The sequence below is a fragment of the Hasllibacter sp. MH4015 genome (assembly GCF_020177575.1).
GTDB lineage: Bacteria > Pseudomonadota > Alphaproteobacteria > Rhodobacterales > Rhodobacteraceae > Gymnodinialimonas.
Genome location: NZ_JAHTBK010000001.1, coordinates 1,781,523 through 1,798,449, shown reverse-complemented (window position 1 = coordinate 1,798,449; position 16,927 = coordinate 1,781,523). Strand labels below are relative to the sequence as shown.

Below are 16,927 nucleotides of genomic sequence, written 5' to 3'. Positions count from 1 at the left end.
GCCATTCGGGGCATATATAGCTCAACACGGTCTGCTTACGGGGGCGGCCGCACGCATTCAACCTTATCCGGGAGTATTCATCATGGGCGATCTGTCGCGTTCCGATAGCAGCTGGTTCGACGCCGAAACCACGACCTTCGGCGACCGCGTGACCGGCGCGCGTGAGGCGGCGTCGCTTGGGCAGGCGGAACTGGCCAAACGGCTGGGCGTGAAGATCAAGACGATCCGGGCCTGGGAGAACGACCAGGCGGAGCCACGGGCCAACAAGCTGGGCAAGCTGGCCGGTATCCTGGGGGTGTCGATGATGTGGCTGCTGAGCGGGCAGGGCGAAGGGCTTGACGGTCCCGAGGCGCAGGAGCCACTCGACGAGGATTTGGAGAAGGTGCTGATCGACTTGCGACAGATGCGGCAGGAGCAGGCTCAGCTGGCCGAACGGATGGGACGGCTGGAAAAGCGCCTGCGCAGCGTGATGACCGACGCATGAGCGAGCCGCGCGATATCCGGCTGAAACGGCTGCGGATGCGGGCCTGGCACCGGGGCATCAAGGAGATGGACCTGATCCTGGGCGGGTGGGCCGACCGCAACATGGACGCGGCGGACGATGCCACCCTGGACGCGTTCGAGGCGGTTCTGGCGGAGGCCGATCACGACCTTTACCAATGGGTGTCCGGGCAGGGGCAGGCCCCCGAAAACCTCGCCCCCATGATCGAGCGCATCGCCGCCGACATGACGCCCACCCTGGGGCGCGGCGCCTGATTTCACTGGCCAGTCCGGGTTTAACGGAATTTTTCCCTTTTTCTCCGAATCTCTGCCCAAAGCAGTGATTGCGGAGCCTTAAATCATGAGTATGCATGCGCCCCTTGCCTCGACCACCCTGACAGGGTTCCAGGCGAGTTACCTCGATTCCCTTGCCATGGTGGAGCGCCTGCATCGGCTGCTTCTGGATGTCATCAAGGACGAATTCGAACGGCTGGGGGTGCTGGATATCAACGCGGTCCAGGCGCTGCTCCTGTTCAATATCGGCGACAACGAGGTGACGGCGGGGGAGCTGAAATCCCGCGGCTACTACCAAGGCTCCAATGTCAGCTACAACCTCAAGAAGCTGGTCGACATGGGCTACATGCACCACCAACGCTGCGAGATCGACCGCCGCTCCGTCCGGGTTCGCCTGACGGAGAAGGGACGTGATGTGCGCGATACGGTCGAAAAGCTGTTCGAGCGCCACGCGGACGGGCTGGAGAAACAGGGCGTGTTGAACGCGGATGGCATGGACCGCCTGAACCATTCCCTGAAGCGGATCGAACGGTTCTGGTCGGATCAGATCAGATATATCTACTGAGGCGGAAGGCGTGAGGCGCGGCACTTGGGCCGACGAAACGCGGACCTGGCTGGGCCTGACACGCAACAAGACGCGGCGGGTGCGTGGCGTGGTGAGACCGGTTAAGGATGCAGCTTCCCCATGGCGGGACGGGCGTGGACCCGGACGGCTGAACCAATTGGATGGCTTGCTCAGGGCGGCGGCCAAGAGCTGACAGCTTCCTCCAAGATACTTGATGGATAAGGGCGGGGCATTCGGCTGTTCGGGTTATCGTTCTGCGTTGGGTCGTATTGCGCCATTTGCGGACAGGTCTGCGGCCATCGGGGCAGGAGCCAGTGGGCTCGGTTTATTTCCAAGGCATCCAATTGCGGAAGGTCGGGACGCGCATAGTTTGCCGCCTCCATCGCCGGGCGAACCTGATTGTCGAGGGATCGGCGCAGGATGGGGCTGCGGACGTGCAGGACTACCATGCCTTCTACATTGGTAACGTACGTCTCGGGCGTTGCAACGACACCGACCGGCCCAAGACGGCTCAGTTGGTTTCCACAGCGTCCAACGGTGGCAGATCGGGAAGCGCATAGCCCGCTTCTTCCAGAGCCGGGCGAACCTGATTTTCGAGGGATCGGCGCACGATGGGTCCGCGGAAATGCAAGACCACCACGCCGTCGCCGTCGATGAAGAAGGTTTCGGGCATGGCGACGACGCCCCAGTCGCGGCCATTGCGGGCGGCGACATCTGTGCCGATCAGGTCATAGGGATTGCCAAGCTCTTCAAGGAAGGACAGGGCCTGCCCCTCCTGATCGCGGTAATTCACGCCGTAAAGCGGCACGCCGGCCTCCGCCAAGGCGGTCAAAGTCGGGTGTTCAGCCCTGCAAGGCGGGCACCACGACGCGAAGAAATTTAGGATCACGAGATCCTGGCCCTCCAGCGCCTCTCGGGTGAGGAGCGGGGTGCCGGGCAACTGGGCCAGGTCGAGGGGCGGGGCCGGGCTGCCCTGCTGGGCCGAGGGCAGGGATTGCGTGTCGACGCCCGTGCTCAGCCCGTCCTGGTTGAGCGACAATTGCCACCCGGCAAGCCCGAAGAACCCCGCGGTGATCGCCAGCGGCAGGACCATGAGCCAATTGATCTTCATGGATTGCGCCCTCCGCCATCGATGGCCAGATCGGCGCTGCGCGGGGCATCCTCGGCACCCACGACGGGGCGTTCGCGGCGTGCTTCCACGTCGGCCAGGTGTCTGGCGACGCGGCGCGCTTTCCAGATCGACCCGATCAGCAGGAGTGCCAGAAGTGCCAGCGTACCGGCATAGGCCGACAGGACTTCAGCCGCGTATTGGCCCAGATCGACGTTCATGCCATCCGCTCCTGCGCGATCAGCGCCTTGACCCGCCGCGCCCGGATCTCCGTCCGGGTGCGGTAGAGGACGAGCGCGAGGAAAAGGAACCCGAACCCCGTCAGCGACACCAAAAGCGGGTAGGCGAAGACATCCGCCACGCCTTCCTGCGCCTCCACCCCGATGCCCACGGTGCTGACCGTCGTGCCCTGGTGTAGGCCCTGGTTCCAGAACAACAGCGCGTAGCGGGACAGGATGGCGAAGACCGACCCCACGAGGCAAAGAACGGAGGTCAGGTCGGCGGCCTGGTCGGGATTTTCGATCGCCTCCCACAGCGCCATATAGCCGAGGTAGAACAGGAACAGGATCAGGAACGATGTCAGGCGCGGATCCCATTCCCACCACGTGCCCCACATCGGCTGCCCCCAGACCGCCCCGGTGAAAAGCGCGATCAGCGTGAACACCATGCCCACCGGTGCCGCCGCTTTCGCCGCGAGGGCCGAGACATGGTGGCGGCGGATGACCCAGATAAGCGAGGCCACCAGCATCATCAGCCACGCATTGATCGCCATGATGGCGGCGGGGACGTGGATATAGATGATCTTGACGGTAGAGCCCTGGCGGAAATCGTTGGGGGTGAAGAAAAAGCCCCAGATCAGTCCGACCGACAGGCACAGGGCGGCCACGCCCGCGATCCACGGCAGAAGCGCGGCGGACGTGGCCATGAACCGGCGCGGGTTCGCGTATTCCCAGAAGGACGACATGGCGCGGACCTTAGGCATGGAAATTGGGGCTCACAATGGGACGATCTGGCGCAAAGCTAGCGCAGATTGACGCGGAGCGCGGCGGCGGCGGCAAAGGGCAGAAGCGCGATGCAGGCCAGCGTGATCCCCGCACCGAGCAGGAGCGGCGCCCAGGCATCGAGCCCCTGCGCCCCACGCGTGGCGGCCAGCGCGCCGAGGATGAGCGTCGGGACGTAAAGGGGCAGAACCAATAGGGAAAGCAGCAATCCGCCACGTTTCACCCCCACCGTCAGGGCCGCGCCGAACGTCCCGATGGCGCTGAGCGCGGGCGTGCCGAGAAGGAGGGACGCGATGAGCCAGGGATAGGCGGGCGCAGGCAGGTTGAGCAAAAGCCCGAGCGCGGGTGCCGCGACCACCAGCGGTAAACCGGTCGTGATCCAATGGGCGGCGGCCTTGAGCGCGGCCACGCCTTCCAAGGGCAACGGGGATGTCGCCAGCAGGTCGAGGGTGCCGTCCTCCCAGTCGAGCTGGAAGATCCGGTCGAGCGACAGAAGGCACGCGAGCAGCGCGCCGAGCCACAGGATGCCCGCCGCGATCTCCGCCAGGCGCCCCGTTTCCGGGCCGATCCCGAAGGGGACGAGCGCCGCGAAGATCAGGAAGAAGGCGAGCGACAGGCCGAACCCGCCGCCCGCGCGGAAGGCGAGCGCCAGGTCGCGTTTGAGGAGGCCGATCACGACAGCGCCTCCCCGAACGGGTCGGAGGCGGGGAGACCCTTGGCCACGAAGGGCGAGATGTCGAGGCTGCGCGACGCGGACAGGCCGAGGTCGATATGGGTGGCGATGATGGCCGAGCCGCCGCCCGAGAGATGCGCGTCGACCGCGCGCGCGAAACGGGCGGTGTTCTCGGCGTCGAGCGACACGGTCGGCTCATCCAGGGCCCAGATCGGGCGGCCGGTGACGAGGAGCCGCGCGAGCGACAACCGGCGCTTCTGCCCCGCCGAAAGCTCGCCCGCAGGCCGGTCGGAGAGGGGGGCAAGGGCGAAGGCGGTGAGGGCAGGGGCGATATCGCGTGTTCCGAAGACACCGGCCCAGAAGCGCAGGTTCTCCACCACGCTCAACTGCGCCTTCAACCCGTCCGCATGGGCGGCGTAGGCGATGGCGTTGTCGGCAAGCTCGATGCTGCCCGACAGCGGCGGGGTCAGGCCCGCCAGCGTGCGCAGGAGCGTGGTCTTGCCCGCACCGTTGGGGCCGCGCAGGATCAAAGCCTCCCCCGGCGCGACGGAAAAGGACACATTCGCAAGGACTTGCGCAGGCCCGCGCGCGCAGGCGAGATCAGTGACACGGAGCGCCATGGCACAAAGCGGTAGCGGGTTTGGCCTGGTTGGGGAAGGGGCGGCATGGCGCGACCCGCGTCGCGTGTGACCGTCCGGCGAACGTGCACCGGGCGCAGGCCGGGCAGGGGGCGCTGCCCCCCGTCGCCCTAGGGCGACGCCCCCCGGGATATTTTCGGCACATGGAAGGGGCGGGCGCGGGGATACGGGGAGGGCTTGCCAAATCGGTATGCAATGGCATACAGAAGCCGCGAGACGTTTTGTTCCATTGATGGGCCGCCGATTGGATGGCACGTCAGATACGGACAGACCCATTCCGCAGCTAGACCCGGAGCAGGAGGCGCATTTCATGCCCATCACCGTTGGCCACGATTCCTCGAAAACCCGCAAGACCCTGAAAGTGGGGGACCAGTCGGTCGCCTATTATTCCATTGCCGCCGCAGAAGAGGCGGGGTTGGGGGATTTCTCCAAACTGCCCGCGGCACTGAAGGTTGTGCTGGAGAACATGCTGCGGTTCGAAGACGGCAAGACCGTTTCGGTGGATGACATCAAGGCGTTCAGCGAATGGGCGACCCAGGGCGGCAAGAACCCGCGCGAGATCGCCTATCGCCCGGCGCGTGTGCTGATGCAGGATTTCACCGGCGTACCGGCGGTGGTGGACCTCGCCGCGATGCGCGACGGGATCAAGGCTCTGGGGGGCGACCCGCAGAAGATCAACCCGCTGAACCCGGTGGATCTGGTCATCGACCATTCCGTCATGATCGACGAGTTCGGCAACCCGCGCGCGTTCCAGATGAACGTGGACCGCGAATATGAGCGGAACATGGAGCGGTACACGTTCCTGAAATGGGGCCAGACCGCGTTCAACAATTTCCGCGTCGTCCCCCCCGGCACCGGCATCTGCCACCAGGTGAACCTGGAATACCTGGCGCAGACCGTCTGGACCGATACGGACCAGAATGGCGAAGACGTGGCGTATCCCGACACGCTTGTGGGCACGGACAGCCACACGACGATGGTCAACGGCGCGGCGGTTCTTGGCTGGGGCGTGGGCGGTATCGAGGCCGAGGCCGCGATGCTGGGCCAGCCGATCTCCATGCTGATCCCGGAAGTCGTCGGCTTCGAGCTGACGGGCCAGATGATGGAAGGAACGACCGGTACGGACCTTGTGCTGAAGGTCGTGGAGATGCTGCGCGAGCGTGGCGTGGTGGGCAAATTCGTGGAATTCTACGGCAAGGGCCTCGACACGCTGCCGCTGGCCGACCGCGCGACCATCGCCAACATGGCGCCGGAATACGGCGCGACCTGTGGTTTCTTCCCCATCGATGGCGAGACCCTTCGCTACCTGCGCACCACGGGCCGCGACGAGGACCGCATCGCGCTGGTCGAGGCCTACGCCAAGGAAAACGGCTTCTGGCGCGACGCGGACTACGCGCCCGTTTATACCGACACGCTGCACCTGGACATGGGGACCATCGTGCCCGCAATCTCCGGCCCCAAGCGGCCACAGGATTACGTGGCGCTGACCGATGCGGCCAAGGTGTTCGGTGAATACATCTCCGGCCAGCGTCCCGAATGGTCGGCGGATCAGGAGGAGAAGGCCGAGTGGTACGGGGAAGGCGGCGCCCAGGCCCCGCGCGACATCCCCGGCGATATCGGCAAGCACAAGCGTGCGAAGGTCGAGGGGGAGGATTACACGATCCACGACGGCACGATCGTCATCGCCTCGATCACATCGTGCACCAATACGTCCAACCCCTACGTGATGATCGGCGCGGGTCTTGTGGCCCGCAAAGCCCGCGCGCTGGGCCTGACCCGGAAGCCCTGGGTCAAGACGTCGCTGGCACCGGGGTCCCAGGTGGTGTCGGCCTATCTGGAAGCCGCCGAGTTGCAGGACGATCTGGACGCCATCGGCTTCAACCTTGTGGGTTATGGCTGCACGACCTGCATCGGCAATTCCGGCCCGATCCAGAAGGAACTGTCAGAGGCGATCAACAAAGGCGACATCATCGCCACCTCCGTCCTGTCGGGCAACCGCAACTTCGAGGGGCGCATTTCGCCCGACGTGCGCGCCAACTACCTCGCCTCGCCGCCGCTTGTCGTGGCCTATGCGCTGGCCGGTGACATGAATATCGATATCACGAAAGATCCGCTGGGGCAGGACAAGGACGGCAACGACGTCTTCCTGAAGGATATCTGGCCCACCACGCAGGAAATCGCGGAATTGGTGGAAGAGACGGTCACGCGCGAGAGTTTCCAGGAGAAATACGCCTCCGTCTTCGAGGGCGACGAGAAGTGGCAGGGCGTGGAGGTACCGCAGCAGGAGACCTATGACTGGCCCGCAACCTCGACCTACATCCAGAACCCGCCCTATTTCCAGGGCATGACGATGGACACCAAGCAGATCGAGAATATCGAAGGGGCCAAGGTGCTGGCCCTGCTGGGGGACATGATTACCACCGACCACATCTCGCCGGCCGGATCGTTCAAGGAATCGCATCCCGCCGGGCAGTATCTGGTGGAGCGTCAGGTGCCGGTGCGGGAGTTCAACTCCTACGGCTCCCGCCGGGGCAACCACGAGGTGATGATGCGCGGGACTTTCGCCAATATCCGCATCAAGAACGAGATGCTGGACGGGGCCGAGGGCGGCTACACGCTCGGACCGGACGGCGAGCAGACGTCGATCTTCGACGCGGCCATGGCCCATATGGAAAACGGCACGCCGCTCGTGATTTTCGGGGGCGAGCAGTATGGCGCAGGCTCCAGCCGCGACTGGGCGGCAAAGGGCACGAACCTTCTGGGCGTGAAGGCGGTGATCGCCGAGAGCTTCGAGCGCATTCACCGGAGCAACCTTGTGGGTATGGGCGTGATCCCCTTCGAGTTCACCAATGGCGATACACGCAAGACGTTGGGTCTGAAGGGGGATGAGACGGTGTCGATCCACGGGCTCGACAGCGTGACGCCCTTGGCCGAAGTACCTTGCACGATCACGATGGGCGACGGCTCCACCAAGGAGATCACGCTGAAATGCCGGATCGATACGGGCGTTGAGATCGAATATATCGAGAACGGCGGCGTGCTCCATTATGTGTTGCGCAATCTTGCCCGGGAAGACCAGCCGATCGCGGCGGAATAATCGGACTTATGCGCTGACGCGGGGCGCCTTCGGGCGCCCCGTTTTCGTTCAGGCGGAGAGGGCGGCGGGGTCGTATTGCGTGCGCACCCATTCCTCGAAGCCGATCCCGGTCGCGTCATGGGCCGCGCTATAGGCATCGAGCAGGCGGTAAAGGATGCGCGCCCGGCCAAAGGGATTGTGGGCATAGCGCGGGGCCAGTTGTGCGCGGGCCTGATCCATCGGCACGTCACGGAAGACGTGCAGGTATATGGCAGAGGCCAGCCCCGTCCGGTCGGACCCAGATTTGCAATGGATCACCATGGGTCTGGGCAGCTCGCGCATTGCGTCGAGCATGTCGAGGAACACCGAAGGGATGGACAAGCGCGTCGCCTGCATCTCCACACTGCGCAGCTCAAGCCCCAACTCGGCGCAGGCGGCAGCCTCAATCTTGGCGGGCAGGGAATGGTGGCCGCGCAGCGACAGAACGGATCGCGCGCCCATTGCCTGTAACTGCGCAAGCCGCGCGGGGCTGGGATGGTTGTGGCGCCAGACGTCGTCATCGAGCTTGTGGAAATTGGTCCAGACCGTGCGCAGCAATCCGTGATCGGCCAGCCAGTAATGGCGCAAGGTTTTCGCGGCGGAGAAGGGGGGCAGGGCGATCATGGCCGGGCGGTATCACGCGGCACGTTGGTCCGTCCAGCGGGGTTGCGCGCAGGCGGCCCCTGTGGCCAGAGTGCGGGCGATGAAGGGGTTTCCGGATCTTCCGCCGATATGGCTTGTGGGCTTCATGGCGTTGGCCTGGGTCCTTGCCCGGTTCGTACCGCTCTACGAGGCGCGCGATGCGCTGGTCAGTGTTCTGGGTATGGCGATGGGCGTGGTGGGTGTCGTCCTGATTTTCTGGGCCGCCTATTGGTTCTGGAAGAAGAAGACCACGATCGAGCCCCATCACACCCCGGGCACCCTGATCGTGGAAGGCCCCTACACCGTCAGCCGCAATCCGATCTACCTTGGCATGGTGTTTATCCTGACGGGGCAGGTCCTGTGGATGGGCGCGTTGAGCCCGATCCTGTTGCCGCCGGCGCTCCTGTTGATCCTGACGCGGCGCTTCGCGCGCCCCGAGGAAGCGGCCCTGCGCGCGGCCTTTGGGGCGGAGGCGCAGAGATACCTGGCCGAGACGCGCCGCTGGTTGTGAGGGGGGGATTTGCCCGTGCCGATGCCGTCGGCTTGTCACATCCCCTCGCAAACGCTTGATTGGCCTTGGCCCGCACGATGCACTAGGTCTGGCACCCGAGGGACACATGTTTGGACGATGGCACATGCGCAATAGACTGGCTTTGATCGCCGCTTTCGGGGCGGGCCTTGGGGTGGGCGCGCCGGCCCTGGCCGATGGTCCGGTGGTGTTGGAGCTGTTCACGTCGCAGGGCTGTTCGTCCTGCCCGCCCGCCGATGATCTGCTGGGGCAGTTGGCCGAACGGGAGGACGTGATCGCCCTGGCGCTGCACGTGAATTACTGGGACTACATCGGCTGGGAAGACACGTTTGCCACCCCGCAACTGACCGAGCGGCAGCATTATTACGGCCACGCGGCCGGATCGACGGTCGTCTACACCCCACAGATGGTCATTGGTGGCGTCGACCACGTGATCGGCACGCGCGCGATGGAGGTGGCGGACCTGATCGCCGCCCATATGGCGCAGCCCGACCCGGTTGACGTCGACGCGACCCCCACCGGCGACGGGTGGCAGGTGCAGGCGGTCTGGGTCGGCGACGGCACCGCGCCACAGATGGTCGTGCAGGTCGTCACCTATTCACCCCACGAGGTGGTGGAGATCACGCGCGGCGAGAATGCGGGGCTGACGGTCGATTACCACAATATCGTGCGCAGTTGGCAGGTCGTGTCGGATTGGTCCGGGGCCACCCCCTTCGAGGCGCAGGTGATGCCCACCGGCGACATGCCCCACGTGGTGATCGTGCAGGCCGATGGCCACGGCGCGATCCTGGGCGCGGCAAGGCTCGACTGACGATCAGAGCGTCGCGCGGTCGGTGCCCTCGGCCAGATGCGCGAAATACGCCGCCTGCTCCGGTTTCCACCGGTTGTGGACCCAGAACCATTGCTCGGGCTTTGCGCGGATCCGCGCGGCAAGGCTGTCGTTAAGGGCCTGCGTCATGGTCCGGGCATCGGTGTGGGGGATCGGCTCCTCCAACTCCACCGCGAAATCAAGGCCGTTTTCAAGTCGCGTGGAATAGATCGGGATCAGGAGCGCATCGAATTTCAGGGCCATTTCCGCCGCCGCCAGCGAGGTTGGCGCGGGGTGGCCGAGAAACTCCATCAACGTCCCCTCGAACACGTATTGGTCGATCAGGATCGCGCCCTGCGCGCCTGATTTCAGGTGCCGGACGAAGCCCGACATGCCGCGCCGGTCCTTGGTAAAGGCCCCGCCGCCCACATTCTCGATCGTGGCGATGTAATGGTCGTTGAGATAGTCGTTGTTGAGCGGACGATAGAGGCCGCCCATCCGGTAGCCGCGGGTATTGAGTGCCGCGCGCCCGGCCTGGTAATTCCCGTAATGGCCCGAAATGAAGAGGACGGGGCGCCCGGCCGCGCGCGCTTCTTCCGCCGCCGCCCAACCGGGGCCACTCGGCGTCCAATCGGCGGCGCGCGCCATCTGGTCCTCGGTCGCGTAATTCTCCATCACGACGCGCCCCACATTGTCGAGGACGGCCACGGTGATGCGTTGCATTTCCGCCTGCGGCATGTCGGGCCAGACCAGTGCGAGGTTCTGCAATGCCTGTGCCTTGCGACCGGAAAGCGGGCCGACGATACGGGCGAAAACCCAACCCATGGCCCGAACGCGGGTCCGATGCGGCAGGCGCAGGGCCAGCCAGATCAGGGCGCGCCACAGACGGTCCACCATCCAGTCGGAAGGGCGTCTGCCGTTCTGTGACATGGCTCAGGCTCCGCTGGCAGGGGACGGGTCGAGGCGGGTTTCGCGGTGCCAGACATAGACACCGGCCCCCACGATCACAAGCGCGCCGAGCAGCATGGTGGCATCGGGAACCTCGCCGAATGCGACCAGTCCCCAGAAGGTGGAAAAGATCACCCCGGAATAACCGAAGGGCGCCACTGCGCCCGCCTCCGCCACGGTCAGCGCGCGGATCAGGCAGAACTGCCCCGCCGCCCCCACGATGCCGAGGCCAAGGAAGACCGCCCAATCGGATGCGGCGGGGGCCTGCCAGGCGGGCAGGGTCAGGAATGTCGCCGCGCAGGTGCCGATCAGGGCGGTATAGAGGAACGAGGTCAGGATCGGCTCGTCCCGCCCCAAGAACCGGGTGGTCAGGCTGTAGGACGCATAAAAGAACCCCGCCAGAAGCGGCAGGAGGGACGACCAAGACACCACGTCGGCCCCGGGGCGGATGATGATCAGCGCCCCGAGGAGCGCCACGAGGATCGCGATGATGCGGCGCGGGCCAAGGCGTTCGCGCAGGATCAGCGCCGCACCGAGGGTGAGGATCACCGGGTGGATATTCATCACCGCCGTGGCTGCCGCGAGGTCGATGAACGAAAGCGACGTGAAAAAGCACCACGTGGCCGAGAACAGGAAGGCCGAGCGCAGAAGCTGCAACCCGATATGCCGCGTCCGGATCAGGGTGGGCAGGCGTGGCAGAAGCAGGATCGCCACCACGACCATCTGCCCCGCATAGCGCGCCCAGACGACCTGGATCACGTCGAACCGCGCCATGAGGGCCTTGGCAATCGCATCCATCGCCGAGAACAGGAAGATCGCGGTGATCATCAGGACGATGCCCTGCATGGTCGGGGAAAACCGCGTCATCGGAGCGGGTGTCGCGGGTATGTTGCGGTCACGCGGTGTTGCGCGCGGCGGCGGCTTCCAGCGCCGGGCGCAGCTGATCGAACGGATAGCCGTGGGAGGTGCCGATGGCCACGATCTCGTCCACCGGGACCTGGCCCGCGACTCCGAAGCCCCAGACCACGGTGGACCGGTTGCCCGACGCGCAATAGGCCACCACCGGCCCTTCGGAGCCTTCGATTGCATCGGCCTGTTCGTCCACGTGGTCCTGGGTCATCGTGTGGCCCTGGAACGGGTTGTAGACATACGCGATGCCATGGGCCTCCGCCTGGGCCTGGATCGCGGCGGCCTGCAATTCGGGCGGGTTTTCCATGTCGGGCCGGTTGCAGATCAGGGTCTTCACACCCATCGCGGCAAGCGCGGCCACGTCGGAGGGCGCGATTTGCGGGGTGACGGAATAGGTGTCGGTGATCTGGCGAAGGTCCATGGGGCGAGGGCTCCGGATTGGCGGGACGGGACTGGCGGCAAACTGCCCCAAACGCGGGCGGAGGGGAAGGGCGCGTTACGGGCCGGGCAACAGGTCGACCCCCAATTGGTGGGCGAGGCCGAGGATGTCGAAGGGCAACCAATTCTCCGCGATGAGGCCGTCGCTGTCGAAATGGTAGAAATCCATCACCATGAACGACACGGCCCGCCCGGTGGCGGGAATGCCCAGGTATTCGCCGGTATGGGTCGCATAGAGCAGCCCGCCGGTCAGGGCGAAATCCCCGTCGGCGATGCGTACGAAATGCCCGCGGGAGCGGCGGTCGGGCAGGGCGGAGCGGAACGGCGCCTGATGGTTGCGGCGAAACCCTTCCACGCCCCGGCACATGCCGATACCGGCGGCCGCGTAATACATGAAATCGGGATGCCAATGGTGCATGGGGACGTTCGAGATGTCGGCGCCGATCCCCAGCGCCTGGTGCATGTCGAGGACCTGCGCCATGGCGCGCGCGCCGCCCGCCGCATCGACGGGCCCGCTGCGGATGCCGCCCCCGCCCCTGGGGCCCGGCCACATGCCGCGCGCCCCCTTCATGGGCGGCAGGGGATAGCAGCCGGCCTGGTCCATCAGGTCGATGAGGTCGGGCAGAATCCAGCTGTGCGCGATACACCCGTCAGAGTTGAGGTGATGCACCTCGCATATCCGAAGATGGACGACCCCGCCGGTGGGCGGAATGCCCAGAAGCGGGCGGGTGAACGTGCCCTGCCAATGGCCGAGCGCACCCACGAGGGGGGAGTAGCGCGTCTCTTGCGTGCGTGCATCGGGATGGTTTTCGCCCGCGAGCACGATCTCGGGCCGCCATTCGGCATCGGGCAGGGCGTCGGTCAGGGCGGCGTAAAAGGCGCTCAACGCCGCGTGGCCGCGCGCCCCGTGCCAGGGATGCGGCAACCACGCCTGTGCGTCCGGGGCGAAGGCATCCGCGACCGGGGCACCCTTGGCCAGCGCATCCAGGTGCGCCCGCACCATCGCGCCGTCTTGCTGCAAATCCCGCATGGGACCTCCGTCTTCCGGTATTTTTGCAATCCTATGCAAAACCCTTGCGTCAAGACGGGGCGGCTGTCTAGATGGCGCAAGGACACTCACGGGGGAAGGGGCGCGCGCCATGGCACAGATCAAGTTGAACCACGTCACGAAGCGCTGGGGAAATTTCATCGGCGTGGATGATTTCCACCTCGATATCGCGGATCAGGAATTCTTGGTGCTGCTTGGGCCTTCGGGCTGCGGCAAGACCACGACCATGCGGATGATCGCGGGGCTGGAAGATCCCACCGACGGGGAAATCTGGATCGGCGACCGGGAGGTCACGACGCTTGACCCCAAGGACCGCGACGTGGCGATGGTGTTCCAGAGCTACGGCCTCTACCCGAACATGACGGTATGGGAGAACATCCGCTTCCCCCTCAAAGTGCGCAAAGTCCCCGAGAGCGAACACGAGGAGCGGGTGGCCCGTGCGGCCGCGATGGTGGAGTTGGAAGACTTCATGCACCGCAAGCCCGCTGCCCTGTCGGGCGGTCAACGCCAGCGCGTGGCACTGGCCCGCGCGATTGTGCGGGAGCCGCAGGTGTTCCTGATGGACGAGCCGCTGTCCAATCTTGATGCGAAGCTGCGGGTCAGCACCCGGGCGCAGATCAAGAACCTCAGCCATGAGTTGAAGGTCACGACGATCTACGTGACCCACGACCAGATCGAGGCGATGACCCTGGCCGACCGCGTCGTCGTGATGAAGGCGGGCATCGTGCAGCAGGTGGGCACCCCCACGGATATCTACGACAATCCCGCAAATACGTTCGTGGCGGGCTTCATCGGTTCCCCCGCGATGAACCTGATGGAAGGCGAAGTGACCGACGGCACGTTCCGCGGCGACAATGTCGAGGTGAGCGGCCTGTCGGCGGCGGCGGGTAAGGTGACACTGGGCTTCCGGGCGGAGGATGCATCCGTCACGGGGGCCGGGCAGGGTGCGATCAACGCGCCGGTCTATTCGATGGAACTTCTGGGCGACGCAACCATGGTCACGCTGCGCGCCGGTGGTGCGCTGGTGGCCGTGAAGGCCCCCAAGGATTACCGCGCCAAGATCGGTGAGCCGGTGGGCATCGCGCTGCCGGACGGGATCACCCATCTGTTCGATGCCGAAACGGGCCAGCGGATCGCCTGATCCGGGTCGAAGGACATCCAAACGGGCGCGTCACCTTGACCGGGGCGCGTCCTTTTTCGTGAACCCAAACAGGAGAGGAGAGCCGCGATGAAGGGAAGCCGCCCCGAACAGGCCGTGCTGACGCGCGACACCGACATGAGCAAGACCGACGCCACCCGCGCCGTGATCGAGGGGATGGTCGATGGCCTCAACGACCACCGCATCGCGGATATCGGGGAGTTCTTCGCCGAAGGGTTCCGCTGGATGGGCAATCGCGGGTGCGGCACCAAGGACGGGCTGCGGGCGTTTCAGGACAATTGGCAAAAGCCGTTCCAGGCCGCGTTTTCCGACAAGACCTGCGTGGACGAGGCGCGGCTTTACATGGGCGAATGGGCGGCGGCCTTCGGGCGGCAGGAGGCGACGCATTCCGGCGCCTTCATGGGCGTGGCCCCCACCGGCAAGCGGGTGACCATCCGCTACATGGATTTCTGGAAGGTCGTGGATGGTAAGATCGTCGACAATTACGTGATGGTCGATTTCCCGGACGTGCTGGCGCAACTGGGGGTGGACGTGTTCGCGGGCGAAGGCTGGGAAGCCTATGACGACGGCACGAAGACGCCACCCGCGCCCTGATCGAGCGGAGCAGCTTGCGCCGCATTCTCATTGGTATTTCGGGGGGCGCTGCCCCCGCATGTGGCCCCCGAGGGGGCCACACGCCCCCCCGAGGTATTTTCGAAGCAAAGAGGGCGGGATCTATTGCCCCAGCGCGATGCCTTCGCGGCGGGGATCGGCGCCCCCCATCAACCCGTCAGGCGTGATCGCAATGGCGTGCAGGCCGGAATTCAGGCCGCGGATATTGACCTCGTATCCCATCGCCTCCAGCTCGGGGGCCAGCGCCTCCGCCTCGGTGCCTTCTTCCAGGTCGTAGGTGCCGAAGCGGTTGACCGCATGGGGCAGGGCGATGGCATCTTGGATGTCGAGGCCCCAATCGTAATGGGCGATGAGCGTTGTGGCGACGTAGCCGATGATGCGGCTGCCGCCCGGTGATCCGATGGCCATGATCGGCGCGCCGTCCTGCATCACGATGGTGGGCGACATCGACGACCGGGGGCGTTTGCCCGGCTCCACCCTATTTGCGATGGGCAAGCCGTCGGAATGGGTGCGGAAGCTGAAATCGGTCAGCTCGTTGTTGAGCAGGAAACCACCCGGCGCCATCAGGCGCGAACCGAAGCCGTTTTCGATTGTCGTCGTCATGCTCAGCACGTTGCCGTAGCTGTCGACGATGGAGATGTGGGAGGTTGAAGGGAATTCGAGGCTTTGATCGTCGCCCCAAAGCTGCGCGTGGTCCCAGGCGGGATTGCCGGGGGCGACCTCGGGCAGGGCCATGCCGGGATCGAGGCGGTCGCCTTCGATGAGCTGTGCGCGTTCTTCCAGGTAGGACGGGTCGACCAGACCTTCGGTGGGCATGGGCACGTAATCGCTGTCGGCCATATAGCGGCCACGATCCGCGAAGGCGAGACGGGACGCATCGCCGATCAGGCGCCATTCATCGGCGTTGGTCGGATCGTCGAGGGCGAAATTGTCCACGATGCCCAGGATTTGGCCCACGGTGAGCGCGCCGGAAGAGGGCGGGCCCATGCCGCAGACATCCATGCCGCGATAGACGGCGCAAACGGCGGGACGCTCGATCACCTCGTAGACGGCGAGATCGCGCAGGCTGAGCAGGCCGGGATTGCCCTCCGCATCACGCACGGTTGCGACGATGCCTTCCGCGATGGGGCCATGGTAGATGGCATCCGCGCCGCGGCGCTGCATCTCCCGCAGGGTTTCGGCATAGGCCACGTTTTGCAAAAGCGCCCCTTCCGACAGGGGCGCGCCGTCGGGCAGGAAGTAGGCGGCGGTGGCCGGGAAGGTGCCGAGCCGGTCAGCGTCGTTGGCGATGGCCCCTGCAAGGCGGGGAGAGACGTTGAAGCCGTCTTCGGCCAGCGTGATGGCGGGATCCAGCAGATCGCCCCAATTGGCCTGTCCCCAGCGGCGATGCGCCTCCTCCATCAGGCGTGGCGTGCCGGGCGTGCCGACGGAGAGCCCACCAACCACCGCATCCCAGAAGCCAAGCGGTTCACCGCTATCGTTCTGGAACAGGGTCGGCGTGACGGCAAGAGGCGCGGTTTCACGGCCGTCGAGCGTGGTGAGCGCGCCGGTTTCGGCATCAAACCAGACGAGGAAGGCTCCACCGCCCAGGCCCGAGCTTTGCGGCTCCACCAGACCCAGCACGGCCTGGACCGCGACCATGGCGTCCGCGGCGGTGCCACCGGCGGCCAGCACATCTGCACCAGCCTCCACCGCCAAGGGATTTGCGGCGACGACCATCCAGTCCTGTGCGACGACGGGGTCGCCCGCATTGCGCGCATCGAGCGCCGCTTGGGCGCGGTCCGACAGGACGAGCGTGCCGGTCGCGGTTGCGGCTTCGGGCGCGACGGTATCCGCGGTTTGTTGGGCAAGGGCGTGCAGCGGCACGAACAGGGCCGCAAGAAGAAGGGGTAGGGCAGCGCGCATGGGGAGAACTCCGGCGATCAGGGGCAGACCCCGATCACGATGGCCGACGGAGACG

At 65.6% G+C, this 16,927-nt stretch carries 19 protein-coding genes; 8 read left to right on the top strand and 11 right to left on the bottom strand.

Annotated features, from left to right (window positions below; all coding sequences use genetic code 11):
- The first annotated feature begins 82 nt into the window (after nt 1-82).
- The 3 genes from KUW62_RS09270 (at nt 83) to KUW62_RS09260 (ending at nt 1,339) form a co-directional block, all read left to right on the top strand.
- Complete coding sequence (locus KUW62_RS09270; RefSeq protein WP_224815201.1) at nt 83-484, top strand: helix-turn-helix domain-containing protein; 402 nt, start codon at nt 83-85, stop codon at nt 482-484.
- Nucleotides 481-756, top strand: a complete 276-nt coding sequence (locus tag KUW62_RS09265) for a succinate dehydrogenase assembly factor 2 (protein WP_224815200.1) — start codon at nt 481-483, stop codon at nt 754-756. The genes KUW62_RS09270 and KUW62_RS09265 overlap by 4 nt, the downstream gene beginning before the upstream one ends.
- A gap of 85 nt (nt 757-841) precedes the next feature.
- On the top strand, nt 842-1,339 hold the full coding sequence (locus tag KUW62_RS09260; RefSeq protein ID WP_224815199.1) for a MarR family winged helix-turn-helix transcriptional regulator: 498 nt from the start codon (nt 842-844) through the stop codon (nt 1,337-1,339).
- Nucleotides 1,340-1,850: 511 nt separating this feature from the next.
- Here KUW62_RS09260 and KUW62_RS09255 read toward each other — a convergent pair.
- From KUW62_RS09255 to ccmA, 5 genes are read right to left on the bottom strand one after another with little or no spacing between them, the layout of a single operon-like run.
- Nucleotides 1,851-2,450: a DsbE family thiol:disulfide interchange protein gene (locus tag KUW62_RS09255; RefSeq protein ID WP_224815198.1), complete on the bottom strand. Its 600-nt coding sequence runs from the start codon at nt 2,448-2,450 to the stop codon at nt 1,851-1,853.
- Complete coding sequence (gene ccmD, locus KUW62_RS09250) at nt 2,447-2,668, bottom strand: heme exporter protein CcmD (protein ID WP_224815197.1); 222 nt, start codon at nt 2,666-2,668, stop codon at nt 2,447-2,449. Before ccmD ends, KUW62_RS09255 begins: the two co-directional genes overlap by 4 nt.
- Entirely contained in the window at nt 2,665-3,429 is a 765-nt protein-coding gene (locus KUW62_RS09245; RefSeq protein WP_224815196.1) for a heme ABC transporter permease, read from the bottom strand. Before KUW62_RS09245 ends, ccmD begins: the two co-directional genes overlap by 4 nt.
- A gap of 38 nt (nt 3,430-3,467) precedes the next feature.
- Nucleotides 3,468-4,124 carry a heme exporter protein CcmB gene (gene ccmB, locus KUW62_RS09240; RefSeq protein ID WP_224815195.1) on the bottom strand — a complete coding sequence of 219 codons (657 nt, stop codon included), beginning with the start codon at nt 4,122-4,124 and terminating at the stop codon, nt 3,468-3,470.
- Complete coding sequence (ccmA, locus tag KUW62_RS09235; RefSeq protein WP_224815194.1) at nt 4,121-4,741, bottom strand: heme ABC exporter ATP-binding protein CcmA; 621 nt, start codon at nt 4,739-4,741, stop codon at nt 4,121-4,123. Before ccmA ends, ccmB begins: the two co-directional genes overlap by 4 nt.
- A gap of 328 nt (nt 4,742-5,069) precedes the next feature.
- Here ccmA and acnA point away from each other — a divergent pair, with 328 nt between their 5' ends.
- Entirely contained in the window at nt 5,070-7,856 is a 2,787-nt protein-coding gene (acnA, locus tag KUW62_RS09230; RefSeq protein ID WP_224815193.1) for an aconitate hydratase AcnA, read from the top strand.
- Nucleotides 7,857-7,904: 48 nt separating this feature from the next.
- Here the strand turns inward: acnA and KUW62_RS09225 are convergent, their stop codons facing one another.
- Nucleotides 7,905-8,498, bottom strand: coding sequence for a tyrosine-protein phosphatase (locus KUW62_RS09225; protein WP_224815192.1), 594 nt, complete (start codon nt 8,496-8,498; stop codon nt 7,905-7,907).
- Between the two features lie 79 nt (nt 8,499-8,577).
- Between KUW62_RS09225 and KUW62_RS09220 the strand changes: the two genes are divergently transcribed.
- Nucleotides 8,578-9,027, top strand: a complete 450-nt coding sequence (locus KUW62_RS09220; RefSeq protein ID WP_224815191.1) for an isoprenylcysteine carboxylmethyltransferase family protein — start codon at nt 8,578-8,580, stop codon at nt 9,025-9,027.
- Nucleotides 9,028-9,151: 124 nt separating this feature from the next.
- Complete coding sequence (locus KUW62_RS09215) at nt 9,152-9,856, top strand: thioredoxin family protein (protein ID WP_224815190.1); 705 nt, start codon at nt 9,152-9,154, stop codon at nt 9,854-9,856.
- 3 nt (nt 9,857-9,859) lie between these two features.
- Here KUW62_RS09215 and KUW62_RS09210 read toward each other — a convergent pair whose 3' ends face one another.
- The 4 genes from KUW62_RS09210 to KUW62_RS09195 form a co-directional block, all read right to left on the bottom strand.
- Nucleotides 9,860-10,783, bottom strand: a complete 924-nt coding sequence (locus KUW62_RS09210; protein ID WP_224815189.1) for a lysophospholipid acyltransferase family protein — start codon at nt 10,781-10,783, stop codon at nt 9,860-9,862.
- A 3-nt stretch (nt 10,784-10,786) separates the two neighbouring features.
- Complete coding sequence (locus KUW62_RS09205) at nt 10,787-11,668, bottom strand: DMT family transporter (protein ID WP_224815188.1); 882 nt, start codon at nt 11,666-11,668, stop codon at nt 10,787-10,789.
- 28 nt (nt 11,669-11,696) lie between these two features.
- Nucleotides 11,697-12,131, bottom strand: coding sequence for a TIGR01244 family sulfur transferase (locus KUW62_RS09200; RefSeq protein WP_224815187.1), 435 nt, complete (start codon nt 12,129-12,131; stop codon nt 11,697-11,699).
- A gap of 75 nt (nt 12,132-12,206) precedes the next feature.
- Nucleotides 12,207-13,178 (bottom strand): ester cyclase, encoded by a 972-nt coding sequence (locus KUW62_RS09195; protein WP_224815186.1) that lies wholly within the window; start codon nt 13,176-13,178, stop codon nt 12,207-12,209.
- 109 nt (nt 13,179-13,287) lie between these two features.
- Between KUW62_RS09195 and KUW62_RS09190 the strand changes: the two genes are divergently transcribed.
- Nucleotides 13,288-14,337 (top strand): ABC transporter ATP-binding protein, encoded by a 1,050-nt coding sequence (locus tag KUW62_RS09190; RefSeq protein WP_224815185.1) that lies wholly within the window; start codon nt 13,288-13,290, stop codon nt 14,335-14,337.
- Nucleotides 14,338-14,424: 87 nt separating this feature from the next.
- The gene (locus tag KUW62_RS09185) at nt 14,425-14,949 is read left to right on the top strand and encodes an ester cyclase (RefSeq protein WP_224815184.1); all 525 of its coding nucleotides are present in this window, start codon (nt 14,425-14,427) and stop codon (nt 14,947-14,949) included.
- A 120-nt stretch (nt 14,950-15,069) separates the two neighbouring features.
- On the opposite strand, the gene ggt is transcribed toward KUW62_RS09185, so the two are convergent.
- On the bottom strand, nt 15,070-16,872 hold the full coding sequence (gene ggt, locus KUW62_RS09180; RefSeq protein ID WP_224815183.1) for a gamma-glutamyltransferase: 1,803 nt from the start codon (nt 16,870-16,872) through the stop codon (nt 15,070-15,072).
- Nucleotides 16,873-16,927: the final 55 nt, after the last annotated feature.